Annotated in this window: 7 protein-coding genes and 1 pseudogene; 4 read left to right on the top strand and 4 right to left on the bottom strand. The window is 70.1% G+C overall.

The genetic code is table 11. The features are described 5' to 3' along the window. Positions 1–49 precede the first annotated feature (49 nt). The 3 genes from NA4_RS42840 to NA4_RS26315 are packed head-to-tail and all read left to right on the top strand — an operon-like array spanning position 50 to position 6,439. Positions 50–5,488, top strand: coding sequence for an Lhr family ATP-dependent helicase (locus tag NA4_RS42840; RefSeq protein WP_245671601.1), 5,439 nt, complete (start codon positions 50–52; stop codon positions 5,486–5,488). Then, the gene (locus NA4_RS26310; protein WP_067475545.1) at positions 5,485–5,670 is read left to right on the top strand and encodes a hypothetical protein; all 186 of its coding nucleotides are present in this window, start codon (positions 5,485–5,487) and stop codon (positions 5,668–5,670) included. The genes NA4_RS42840 and NA4_RS26310 overlap by 4 nt, the downstream gene beginning before the upstream one ends. After that, positions 5,657–6,439, top strand: a complete 783-nt coding sequence (locus NA4_RS26315) for an Fpg/Nei family DNA glycosylase (protein ID WP_067475548.1) — start codon at positions 5,657–5,659, stop codon at positions 6,437–6,439. Before NA4_RS26310 ends, NA4_RS26315 begins: the two co-directional genes overlap by 14 nt. 203 nt (positions 6,440–6,642) lie before the next feature. Here NA4_RS26315 and NA4_RS26320 read toward each other — a convergent pair whose 3' ends face one another. Further along, entirely contained in the window at positions 6,643–8,376 is a 1,734-nt protein-coding gene (locus NA4_RS26320; protein ID WP_067475552.1) for a glycerol-3-phosphate dehydrogenase/oxidase, read from the bottom strand. A 197-nt stretch (positions 8,377–8,573) separates the two neighbouring features. Here NA4_RS26320 and glpK point away from each other — a divergent pair, with 197 nt between their 5' ends. Further along, positions 8,574–10,073, top strand: a complete 1,500-nt coding sequence (gene glpK, locus NA4_RS26325) for a glycerol kinase GlpK (RefSeq protein ID WP_067475555.1) — start codon at positions 8,574–8,576, stop codon at positions 10,071–10,073. A 13-nt stretch (positions 10,074–10,086) separates the two neighbouring features. Here the strand turns inward: glpK and NA4_RS26330 are convergent, their stop codons facing one another. The 3 genes and pseudogenes from NA4_RS26330 to NA4_RS41600 all read right to left on the bottom strand — a co-directional run. Further along, entirely contained in the window at positions 10,087–11,262 is a 1,176-nt protein-coding gene (locus NA4_RS26330) for an aminotransferase-like domain-containing protein (RefSeq protein WP_067475558.1), read from the bottom strand. A gap of 108 nt (positions 11,263–11,370) precedes the next feature. Next, complete coding sequence (locus tag NA4_RS26335; protein ID WP_067475566.1) at positions 11,371–12,387, bottom strand: DUF8176 domain-containing protein; 1,017 nt, start codon at positions 12,385–12,387, stop codon at positions 11,371–11,373. A 73-nt stretch (positions 12,388–12,460) separates the two neighbouring features. After that, a pseudogene (locus NA4_RS41600) lies at positions 12,461–13,026 on the bottom strand (hypothetical protein); the annotation flags it as partial.

Here is a 13,026-nt window from a genome sequence, read left to right on the forward strand (position 1 = left end):
ACACAACGGCACGGGCGTGCTTGTCGGTGGCGCGGTGCACACTGATGCCATGGCCCAGTTCTCCCGCGCGACCCAGGAGTGGTTCGACGGCGCGTTCCCGGCGCCCACGTCCGCTCAGCTCGGGGCGTGGCGGGCGATCGCGGCGGGCGAGCACACCCTCGTCGTCGCGCCGACCGGCTCCGGGAAGACGCTGTCCGCGTTCCTCTGGGCGATCGACCAGCTGGCTACCCGGGATGGAACCGGCGAGCGTACCGGCACCTCGGTGCTGTACGTGTCGCCGCTGAAGGCGCTGGCCGTGGACGTGGAGCGCAATCTCCGGGCGCCGCTGGTCGGCATCACGCAGACCGCCAAGCGGCTGGGCGTTCAGCCACCGGAGATCACCGTCGGCGTCCGTTCCGGCGACACCAGCGCCGCCGACCGGCGGTCCATGCTGCGCACCCCGCCGGACATCTTGATCACCACACCGGAATCGCTGTTCCTCATGCTCACCTCGGCCGCGCGGGACACACTGCGCGACGTGCGCACGGTGATCGTGGACGAGGTGCACGCGATCGCCGGTTCCAAACGCGGCGCGCACCTGGCACTGTCGCTCGCCCGGCTCGACCTGCTGACCGAGCAACCGGCCCAGCGCATCGGCCTGTCCGCCACGGTCCGGCCGCCGGAGGAAGTCGGGCGCTTCCTGGTCGGCAATGCGCCGATCACCCTGGTCGCGCCGCCCGCGCCGAAGACGTTCGATCTGTCGGTGCGCGTTCCGGTCGCGGACATGACCGAGCCGGGCGACTCCGACCAGCCGGGATCGATCTGGCCGCACGTGGACGAGGCTATCGTCGAGCTCGTCCTGGAGCACCGGTCCTCCATCGTGTTCGCCAACTCGCGCAGGCTGGCCGAACGTCTCACCGCCCGATTGAACGAGGCCTACGCGGCACGGCTGGGCGAGCCGGTGGAGACCGAGCACAAACCGCCCGCCCAGCTCGGCGCTTCCACCGAGGTGATCCACGGCGCGGGGGCGCTGCTGGCGCGGGCGCACCACGGTTCGGTGAGCAAAGAGCAGCGAGCGCTGATCGAGGACGATCTCAAAAGCGGGCGGCTGCGCTGCGTCGTCGCCACCAGCAGCCTGGAACTCGGCATCGATATGGGCGCGGTGGACCTCGTCGTGCAGGTCGAGGCGCCGCCCTCGGTAGCGAGTGGGTTGCAGCGGATCGGCCGCGCCGGCCATCAGGTCGGCGAGATCTCCCGCGGAGTGATCTTCCCGAAGCACCGCACCGACGTCATCCACTGCGCGGTGGCGTCGCAGCGGATGACCGCGGGACAGATCGAGGCGATCCAGATCCCAACGCACCCACTGGACATACTCGCGCAGCAGACCGTCGCCGCGTGCGCACTCGATCCGATCGACGTCGACGCATGGTTCGACGTGGTGCGCGGCACGGGGAGTTACGCGGCGCTGCCGCGCTCGGCCTACGAATCGGTGCTGGACCTGCTCTCCGGGCGTTATCCCTCCGACGAGTTCGCCGAGCTGCGGCCCCGGCTGGTGTGGGACCGCGACGCCGGGACGCTCACCGGGCGGCCCGGCGCGCAACGCCTGGCCGTGACCTCCGGCGGCGCGATCCCCGACCGCGGGTTGTTCGCGGTGTACATGGTGGGCGAGAAGGCCTCGCGCGTCGGTGAACTCGACGAGGAGATGGTCTACGAATCACGGGTCGGCGACGTGTTCGCGCTCGGGGCGACGAGCTGGCGGATCGAGGAGATCACCTTCGATCGGGTGCTGGTCACGCCCGCTTTCGGGCAGCCGGGCCGGTTGCCCTTCTGGCACGGCGATGGGCTCGGGCGGCCCGCGGAGCTCGGTGCGGCGCTCGGAGCGTTCGTGCGCACGGTCGGGCAGCGGCTCGTAGCCGAGCCGGACGGCGCGGCTGGAAGCCGGAAGCCATTGCGGCGCAAGACAAGTGCGTCAGCCGATGCGGTGTCGCTCGATCCGGCGGCGTCCGATCGTCCGGCGGCTGATTCGGTTGCACCGGGTTCAGCCGAGCCCGATCCGGCGGAGCCCGGTTCAGCCGAACCCGGTTCGACCGCGAGCGGTTCAGCCGACCCTGGTTCGGGCGCAAGCAGAAAGGCGGAGCCCCGTTCGTCCACGCGCCGGTCAGCCGCGCCTGGTTCAGCGGAGCCACTCTCTGGCGCACCCGGTTCGGCGAATCCGTCTGGTGCGCAACCCGAGGGCGCTGGTCTCGAGCACGACCGGGCACCGGCTTCCGATTCGCGTTCCGCGCGGCGAAAGCCAGGCAGGGCCGAATCCGGTGCGAGCCCAGCAGAGGACGGCATCGCGCAGGTGCTGCGATCGGCCGGTCTGGACGACAACGCGACCGCCAACCTGCTCACGCTGCTGGACGACCAGCGCACCGCGACCGGTCATCTGCCCAGCGATCGCACGCTGGTCGTGGAGCGTTTCCGCGACGAACTCGGCGACTGGCGACTGGTCCTGCACTCGCCCTACGGACTGCCGGTGCACGCGCCGTGGGCGCTGGCCGTCGGTGCGCGGCTGCGCGAGCGGTTCGGCGTGGAAGCCGCGTCGAACGCCTCCGACGACGGCATCGTGGTGCGGCTGCCCGACACCACCGACGATCCGCCCGGCGCCGAGCTGTTCGTGTTCGAATCCGACGAGATCGACGACATCGTCACCGAGCAAGTGGGCGGCTCGGCGCTGTTCGCGTCCCGGTTCCGGGAGTGCGCGGCACGCGCCTTGCTGCTGCCCCGCCGCGACCCCGGCAAGCGCGCCCCGCTGTGGCAGCAGCGCCAGCGCTCGGCCCAGTTGCTCGACGTAGCGCGCAAGTTTCCCGAGTTTCCGATCCTTTTGGAGACGGTGCGCGAATGCCTGCGCGATGTCTACGATCTGCCGTCGCTGCGCGAGTTGCTCGGCCGGGTGGGGCGCCGCCAGGTGCGGCTGGTCGAGGTGGAGACCGCGACGCCGTCACCGTTCGCGAGCGCCCTGCTGTTCGACTACATCGGCCAGTTCATGTACGACGGCGACAGCCCGCTGGCCGAGCGCCGCGCCGCCGCGCTCTCGCTCGACTCCGGTCTGCTCGCCGAGCTGCTCGGCCGGGTGGAGCTGCGCGAACTGCTGGACGCCGCGGTCATCGGCCAGACCGAGCGGGAGCTGCAGCGGCTCACGCCGGAGCGGCGCGCGAGGGACGCCGAGGGCTTGGCGGATCTGCTGCGGCTGCTCGGGCCGCTCACCGCCGCGGAAGCCGCCGAGCGCTGCGAAGAGCAGCCCGCGGAATGGTTCGCGAGTCTGGTGGCCGCGCGGCGGGCGCTGGAGGTGTCGTTCGCGGGCCGGAGCTGGTGGGTGGCGGTGGAGGACGCTTCCCGCCTGCGTGACGCGTTGGGAGTTCCGCTGCCGATCGGAACGCCCGCGGCGTTCATCGAGCCGGTGGCCGATCCGCTCGGCGACCTGATCGGCCGCTACGCCCGCACGCACGGGCCATTCGGCACCGAGGCGGTCGCGGCCCGGTTCGGGCTCGGCACCGCCGTCGCCGCTTCCGCGCTGCACCGGCTCGTCGCCGAGAAACGTGTGGTGGAAGGCGAATTCACGCCCGGAGCCGCCGGGTCGGAATGGTGTGACGTGCAGGTGCTGCGCCGGTTGCGCCGTCGGTCGCTCGCCGCCGCGCGGCATGAGGTCGAGCCGGTTTCCACCGCCGCGTTCGGCCGATTCCTGCCGTCCTGGCAACACATCGGCACCGGTGCACTGCGTGGCGTCGACGGCGTCGCGGCCGTCGTGGAACAGCTTGCCGGCGTGCCGATTCCGGCATCCGCCTGGGAATCGTTGATCCTGCCCACACGGGTGCCGGACTACACCCCCGCCATGCTCGACGAACTCATGGCGACCGGCGAGGTGATCTGGTCCGGACATGGCGCCATCACCGCGAAGGATGGCTGGATCGCCCTGCACTTGGCCGACCAAGCCCCGTTCACGCTCGCACCACCGGACGAGATAGATCTTTCGGACGTTCAGCTGCGGCTGCTCACGGCATTGGGCGCGACCCTGGTGCCGCGCACACCTCTCGGAACCGCCGACGCCACGGCAGGCCGCGAGCCGGTGCCGCTGGACGAGCCCGATCCGTCGGCCGATGGCACTGATGCGGGGACCGATTCGAGCCGAAAGCGAACCGCTGGACGAGCGACAAGAGTCGGCCGCGATCCGATCAGAGCTGCCGATGGCCCGGCTGATCGCGAGCCGGTGCCACTGGATGAGCGGGATCCATCATCGACAAACGGCGATGGCACGCAGCGGGATTCGACCGGGAGCCGATCCGCCGGACACGAACCGTTCGCGGGCGGTGATACGCCGGCCGGAAGGACTGTGGCGCCTCAGGATGTCCGCGGGCGTTGGTCGCCGAGCGATTTCGGTCCCGCGGACCGCGCAGAACAATTCGCGGGCGGTGATACGCCGGCCGGAAGGACTGTGGCGCCTCAGGATGTCCGCGGGCGTTGGTCGCCGAGCGATTTCGGTCCCGCGGACCGCGCAGAACAACTCGGCGCAGCACAACGGCTGGTCCCGGTTCCACAGGGCGGAGGTGCGTTCTTCTTCCGGCAGCTGTCGGATGCCTCCGGACTGCTCGACGACTCCGCGGTGGTTACGGCGTTGTGGGAATTGGTCTGGGCGGGCTTGGTTTCCGGCGACACGTTCGCCCCGGTACGCGCGCTGCTGTCGGGAACGGCACGGAGCACGACCGCGCATCGCACGCCCCGGCGCGCTCCCCGCGGCCGTGCCTACCTGCCCCGGCCGAGTATGCCGACTCGTTCCGGTCCGCCTTCGGTAGCCGGACGGTGGTCGCTGTTGCCGGAGCGCGTCTCGGACAACACCGTGCGCGCGCACGCGACCGCGGATCTGCTGCTGGAGCGGTACGGGGTGCTGACCAGAGGATCGGTGCAGAACGAAGGAGTGCCGGGCGGATTCGCGCTGATGTACCGGGTGCTGACCGAATTCGAGGACCGCGGGCGTTGCCGCCGCGGATATTTCGTCGACTCGCTCGGCGGCGCCCAGTTCTCCACCACCGACGTGGTGGACCGACTGCGCTCCTTCGACACCGAGCGAGCCCGCCCCGAGTCCAGGCAGCCGACCGGCACGGTGCTGGCGCTGGCCGCCTGCGATCCCGCCAACCCGTACGGCGCCGCGCTGGCCTGGCCGAAGAGCGACGTCGAGGGCGGGCATCGTCCCGGACGCAAAGCCGGGGCGCTGGTCGTGCTGGTGGACGGGGAACTCGTCCTCTATCTGGAACGGGGCGGCAAGACCCTGTTGACCTTCACCGAAGACCCCGACGCGCGCCGCGGCGCCGCGCAGGCCCTGGCCGACCTGGTGCGGCATCGCCGCGTGGACTCGCTGGTCATCGACCGCGTCAACGGAGACACCGTGCACGGCAATACTTTCGCCGCCTTCCTCACCGAGGCGGGCTTCTCCAACACGCCGCGCGGGCTGCGGCTGCGGAGCCGCCCGTGAACCCACAGACCGGCACCGCGGCCGTGTCCGAGGAGGTACGCGGCGCGCCCCGCGCACTGCGCTACGTCGGGGCCACCGCGCGGTTCCGGCACCAGGTCGAAGGCACAGCCAAAGCCGACCCGGCGCACCATGCTGAGCTGGTCGAGCTCAGATCACCCGGGCCGCACCGTGCCCGAAGGTGACACCGTATTCCTCACCGCCAAGCGGCTCCGGACCGCATTGGCGGGAAAGGAGCTGACCCGCAGCGACTTCCGAGTGCCGCGCTTTGCCACGCTCGACCTGCGTGGGCAAGTGGTCGAGAGCGTCGGCAGCTACGGCAAGCACCTTTTCATCCGCACGCCGACCGTCAGTGTCCACACGCACCTGAAGATGGAGGGCAGCTGGAGCGTGTTCCACTGCGGACAGCGGTGGACCAAACCGCGGGTCGCCGCCCGGGTGGTGCTGAGCACCGAGGAAGTGGAAGCGGTCGGGTTCTCGCTGGGCACCGTCGACGTGGTGCGAATCGGCGATGAACACCGGATCATCGACCATCTCGGGCCGGATCTGCTCGGTCCGAATTGGGATGCGGCGGAAGCGGTCCGGCGGCTGGAGCGCTATCCGAACCAGCCGATCGGTGTCGCCGTGCTCGACCAGCGCAACCTCGCCGGCATCGGCAATATCTACCGCAGCGAGATCTGTTTCCTCCGCCGCGTCCACCCCGCCACCCGAGTGGGCGACGTCCCCGATCTGCTCGCCCTGGTCGACGAGGCGCACCGGGTGCTGACCGAGGCCGTGAACAAACCGCTACGACGCCCGCTGGCCTACGGCCGAACCCACCGCCCATGCCAACGCTGCGGTACACCGCTGAAGGCCGACTTGCTCCACTACACCGCCCCTGAATACGACCGCGTGGTCCAGCGTGAACGCGGCATCTATTTCTGCCCGCGCTGCCAGCCCGTTCCGCCGATGTAGTCCGGCAGGGCCGTACCGGTCCGGGCTTCCTGCGGTGTGCGCAGGGTAGCCCGCAGCCGGTGTCGTCCGGCGGCAGCAACCGCGCCCATGCCCGCCACCGGCGCCAACCGGTCGAGATGGCGCGCGTCCGCGACCCTGAGGTCAGGCAGGTCTGGATGTCAGGATGCGCGAACCGACGCACCTGGTTTCGTGTGGATGGGGCATCACCCCTCGGACGGCACCGGTTCCAGGATTTCCGGTCGGGGTTCGGGGGCGGCGATCCGCAGGGCGTCCGCGGAGGCGTCGTCGGGCTGGGTCTGCGAGTGGACTTCCGCGTCGACCCTGGCCTGATAGGTGCGGATCTCCCGGTCGGTCTCCTCCTCGTTCCAGCCCAGGATCGGGGCGACCAGCCCGGCCACTTGCTCGGCACAGTTGGCACCGCGGTGCGAATACTCGATCGAGATCCGGGTCCGCCGGGCCAGGATGTCGTCCAGGTGCAGCGCGCCCTCGGCTGCGGCCGCGTAGGCCGCCTCCACCTGCAGATACGAAGGCGCGTCCGTGATCGGTTGCAGCAGTTCGGGTTTGTCCTCGGCCAAGGCCATGACCTCATAGATCAGCGAGCCGTACCGGTCCAGCAGGTGCTTGATCCGGTAGGGGTGCACGCCGTACGTCTCGGCCAGCTGCACCGTCTGGTTGACCAGCGCGAAATACCCGTCCGCGCCGAGCAGCGGCACCTTCGCGGTGACCGACGGGGAGACCCGGGCCGGAATATCCTGCGCCGCCTCGTCCACCGCGTCGTAGGCCATCACGCGATAGGTGGTGTACTTGCCGCCCGCAATGCCGACCAAGCCGGGCGCGACCCGGGCCACGGCGTGCTCACGCGACAGCTTGGAGGTCTCGTCGCTCTCCCCCGCCAGCAGCGGGCGCAGCCCCGCGTACACGCCGTCGATGTCGTCGGATGTGAGCGGTGTGACCAGCACTTGGTTCACCCGTTCGAGCAGGTAGTCGATATCGGCCTTGGTGGCGGCCGGGTGCGCCAGATCCAGGTTCCAGTCGGTGTCGGTGGTGCCGATGATCCAGTGCGTGCCCCACGGGATGACGAACAGCACCGAGGTGGCGGTGCGCAGGATGATCGCGGTGTCGCTGACGATCCGGTCACGCGGCACCACGATGTGCACGCCTTTGGACGCCCGCACGTGGAAGCGGCCCCGCTGATGCGACAGGGCCTGGACTTCGTCGGTCCACACGCCGGTCGCGTTGATCACGACGTGGCCGCGGACCTCCCCGGTGCGCCCGTCCTCGGTGTCGCGCACCTTGACGCCGACCACCCGGTCGGACTCACGCAGCAATCCGACCACCTGGGTGGACATGCGGATCACGGCGCCGTAGTGCGCGGCGGTGCGCGCCACCATCATGGTGTGGCGCGCGTCGTCGACGACGGTGTCGTAGTAGCTGACACCGCCGATCAGCGAGTCGCGCCGCAACCCCGGCGCCAGCCGCAACGCGCCCGCGCGGGACAGATGCCGTTGACCGGGAACTGTTTTCGCGCCGCCCATGGTGTCGTAGAGGACCAGCCCGGCGGCGACATACGGACGCTCCCAGGCGCGGCGGGTCAGCGGATACAGGAAGCGCAACGGCTTGACCAGATGCGGCGCCAGGGTGGACAGCGAAAGCTCGCGTTCCCGCAGCGCCTCGCGCACCAATCCGAACTCCAGTTGTTCCAGATACCGGAGTCCGCCGTGGAACATCTTCGACGACCGGCTGGAGGTACCCGACGCGAGATCGCGAGCCTCCACCAGCGCGACCTGCAAACCCCTGGTCGCCGCGTCCAGGGCGATGCCGGCCCCCACGATTCCGCCGCCGACGACGACCACGTCGAAATGATCCTTGCCGAAGCGCTCCCACGCCGTCGTGCGCTGCTCCGGGCCGAGGAACTGCGAATCCGGTTTGTTGGCCATGCTCGACTCCTCCCGCGACGCGGATGTGTCCGACACGAGCCCTCCACACCAGGCTAAGCGAATCGGCAGTGTTTGTTCCGCAGCCCCGGTAGCCACGAATCGGAAATGATCAGTTTCACTTCGGTCCGGACGCACCAGCGCGGCCGCACCGGCCGAAAACCCCGTTTCGAGCATCGCGGGACAAGTAACCTGCACGAATGCGTCGTTATGTGGCCGCCATCGACCAGGGCACGACCTCCAGCCGGTGCATCGTCTTCGACCGGCAGGGACGCGTGGCCGGCGTCGCGCAGCGCGAACACGAGCAGATCTTCCCGCAACCGGGTTGGGTCGAGCACGATCCCGGGACCATCTGGCGCAACACCGCATTCGTGCTCGGCGACGTGCTGGAGCGCACCGGCCTCGGCGGCGGCGACATCGCCGCGGTCGGGGTCACCAATCAGCGCGAGACCACGGTGGTGTGGGATCGCAAGACCGGCGAACCGGTGCACAACGCCATCGTCTGGCAGGACACCCGGACCGATCGTCTGTGCACCGAGCTGGGCGGTGCGAGCGGACCGACCCGCTACCAGGACCGCACCGGCCTGCCACTGTCCACCTACTTCGCCGGGCCGAAACTGCGCTGGATCCTGGACAACGTTCCGGGCGTGCGGGAACGCGCGGAGGCGGGCGAGCTGTGCTTCGGCACCATCGACAGCTGGGTGCTGTGGAATCTCACCGGCGAGCACATCACCGACGTGACCAATGCATCCCGCACCATGCTGCTGGATCTGCGCTCGCTGCAGTGGGATTCGCGGATCTGCGCGGAGTTCGGCGTGCCGGAGTCGATGCTGCCGCGGATCGTGAGCTCATCGGAGGTCTACGCGCCGATAAACTCCGGGCCGCTGGCCGGGGTGCCGGTCGCGGGCATCCTCGGCGACCAGCAGGCCGCCACTTTCGGCCAGGCCTGCCTGTCGCCGGGCGAGGCCAAGAACACCTACGGCACCGGCAATTTCATGCTGCTGAACACCGGAACCACGCCGGTGTTCAGCAAGCACGGCCTGCTCACCACGGTGTGCTACCGCCTGGGCGACGCCGACCCGGTGTACGCGCTGGAAGGATCCATCGCGGTCACCGGCGCGCTGGTGCAGTGGTTCCGCGACAACCTCGGCATCATCTCCGCCGCCGAGGAGATCGAGCCGCTGGCCCGCAGCGTTCCCGACAATGGCGGCGCCTACATCGTGCCCGCCTTCTCCGGGCTCTTCGCGCCGCGCTGGCGGCCGGACGCGCGCGGTGTGATCGCCGGGCTCACCCGGTTCGTGACCAAGGCGCACCTGGCGCGGGCGGTGCTGGAATCCACCGCGTTCCAAACCCGCGAGGTGGTCGACGCGATGCGCGCCGACGCCGAGTCCCAGCGGCTCGGCCTCGAGCTGACCACCCTGAAGGTGGATGGCGGCATGGTCGGCAACGACCTGCTCATGCAGTTCCAGTCCGACATCCTCGACGTGCCTGTGGTGCGTCCGGTGGTCAACGAGACCACCGCACTCGGCGCGGCGTACGCGGCCGGGCTCGCCGTCGGCTACTGGTCGGGCACCGACGACATCCGGGCCAACTGGGCCGCCGACAAGACCTGGCACCCGACCATGCCGCACGCGGACCGGGACGCACACCTCGCGGCGTGGAACAAGGCGGTCGAGCGCACCTACGACTGGGTCGGCTGAGCGTTCTCCGGCGCTACCCGGCGGCGTCCGCGAGCCGGTCGACGGCCAGTACCAGCGTCGCCGCGTCGGAGGTGGTGAAGCACATCCGCATCGAGTTGCGGTATCCGCCGTCGACCGCGAACGCGGAGCCGGGAACGTAGGCGACACCGGACTCCAGCGCACGCGGCAGGAGCTGGCCGGTGTCGGTGCCATCGGTGAAATCGGCCCAGACGAACATGCCGCCCGCCGCGTCGCTGCACCGCACACGTTCGCCGAACCGGGTGCGCATCGCGTGCACAAGCGCCTTGGCCCGCTCGCCGTAGACCGCGCGGACATGGTCGACATGGCCGGCCAGCCACGTCGTGTCGGCGAGCAGGTCGGCGGCGATCTGCTGGGTGAGCGCCGAACCGCACAGGTCCGCTCCCTGCTTCAGCAGTTCGACCGCGCGGCAGACCGGTTCGGGCGCGACCATCCAGCCGACGCGCAGGCTCGGCGAGAGGATCTTCGACGCGCTCGAAAGCCGAATGACGTTGCCGGAGTACGACGCCACCGGCGCCGGTGCGGGGCTGTCGAACCACAGCTCGCCGTACGGATCGTCCTCGATCACCCAGAATCCGTGCTGCTCGGCCAACCTGGCCAGTTCCATGCGCCGCCGCGGGCTCATGGTCACGCCGCCTGGGTTGTGGAAACTGCTCACCGTGTGGACCACGGCCGGGCGCTCCCCACCCGCGATCAGCTCGGTGATCGCCTCGGTGCGCATGCCCTCGCCGTCCAACGGCACCGCGGCGATACGCGCACCCGCGGCCCGGAAGACTTGCAGCGCACCGACATACGCCGGATCCTCGACCACGACCAGCGCGCCCGGGTCGAGCAGCACCTCGGCCAGCAGCGACAACGCCTGCTGCGAACCGTGCGTCACGAACACCTCGGCGAGTCGCACCGAGCGGCCGAGTCCCGCCGACTCCCGGTGGGCGAGCACCTCACGCAGCGGCGTCCACCCGGTCGACTCGGTGTACTGCAGGCAGCCGTTGTGGCTCAGCGCCGCATCCGCCGCCGCGGCCAAGCGCTCGCGCGGCATGAGCTCGGCGTCCGGCAGGCCGCCGGCCAGGCTCACGATATCGGCGCGCGAGGTCAGCTTCAGGAGATCGCGGATCACCGAACTCCGCAGGCCCTCCAGTTTGCCTGCCAGCGGTGGGATGGTCGGCGACATGGGAAACCTCCGGGGGACGCCGCGGGACGCGATATCCCACTGTCGCATATCTCGGCCAGAACCCGAAATATTCATCCCATGATCCGGGAACGTCCCTGGTAGGCCGAGTTACAGGCGGTCCCTGATCGCGTAGACCAAGGTTTTGCCGTCCCGGCTCGCCGTGGTGACCGTCTGCTTGTACACCGTGGTGGTCCCGTCGGGGCGATGCTCGGTCAGGTCGACGTCGAAGGTGTCGGCGGCCGTCTCGGTGATCCGCAGACAATGCGTGGTGCCGACCGGCACCTGCTCGTCGATGCCCTTCTGAATGTTCTCCGCGGCCGAGACGTTCTCCGCGTCGGGAGCGACGAACCGCCTGGCCCGCTCACCGCTGCGCTCGACGTAGAAGGCGTACTGCAAGCCGAGGATTGCCCCGGGGCCGCTGCTGGTGTCGCCCACGCCGTTGCCCACCGTAACCTTGCCGTCCTTGCTGGACGGGCAGCTCAACGCCGCCGTGGTGGTGCCGACTTCGGGAGCGGCGCCGGTGTCGCCGTTGTCGCGGGAGACCGCGATGATGGTCACGGTCAGCGCGATCAGCACCACGACCGCGGCGAGCGCCCCGAGCACAACCCACCGGGGCGAGGAGCCGGAGCGTCGCGGGGGCGTGGATGGCGTCGGGGGCACGCGCAATGCCAGCCGCATGGCGATCGGGTCTTCGGCCCAGGACAGGCCGGACTCGGATGACGCAGGCGGCTTCGGCACGGCGCCCTCGGCGGTCGGCTGCTTCCACCATGAATCCTGCTCGCTGCCCGTGTTCTGCGGACGCGCGGCCTCCGGAGCAGGCTGCTCGGGCTGAGCGGGCGCCGTCGGCCGTTCGGTGTAGACCGTGGAATCCGGCGCGCGATACTGCGGGGCCGGTGCGGGCGTCGTCTCCGGCTCGCCCGCCGGACGCCAGCCGAGTTCGGGGTGGTCGCTCGGCTGCTGCGGGACCTGCCAGGTCGGGCCGGTATCGGCTCCCATCGGCGGACCGAATTCCGAAACGGGCGGCCCGAATTCGGAAACCGGCGGCCCGAACTCGCCCAGCGGCGGACCGAAATCCGACCCGGACCGGTCGGACTCGTTCTCCCTCGCATCACCCTCGGAGGTCACACCCAATCCTTTCCCAGGACACACGAGTGGGGCGGTCGTGAACGACCGCCCCACCCGTCGAGATCAGCACGCGTCAGTACTGGAGCGAACCACCCCACTGGGCGGTGACGCCAGCCACGTCGACGGTCTGCGGAGCAATCTCGCCCGACTGGAACGGAAGCTTAACCTGTGCGGCTGCCTCCAGCGCGGCCGCGCCGCCCGGCTGCTCCCGGATCCAATTCTCCACCGCGGCCTTGGCCATGTTCAGCTGGGTGGTGTCGAACACCGCGGTGGCGTTGTTGTCGGCCAGGCCCTCGCCACCGGTGTAGGTGGTGAGCTTGACGGTGTTCTTGTCGACGAACTCCACCGAGACGCCCGCTTCGCCCTGGCCGGTCGGCGTGCGGTAGCCGATGGTGCCGACGTAGCCGGCCTCGTTGCTGAAGTGGTGCGTGTTGGCCACATAGCCGGGCAACACGTGGTTGCCGTTGAGGTTCGCGCCGATCTCCGCGTGCGGACCGGTCATCTCCACGACCGGAGCGGGCGGGGCGGCCTGCTGCCGCGGCGCCTGCCAGCGCGGCTTCGGCTGCACCAGCGTGGAGTTCTCCGGCTGCTGCGCCTCGGCGTTCTCGCCACCCTGTGTGCCCGGCTGCGGGGCCGCCT

This window comes from Nocardia amamiensis NBRC 102102 (genome assembly GCF_001612745.1).
Classification (GTDB): Bacteria; Actinomycetota; Actinomycetes; order Mycobacteriales; family Mycobacteriaceae; genus Nocardia; species Nocardia amamiensis.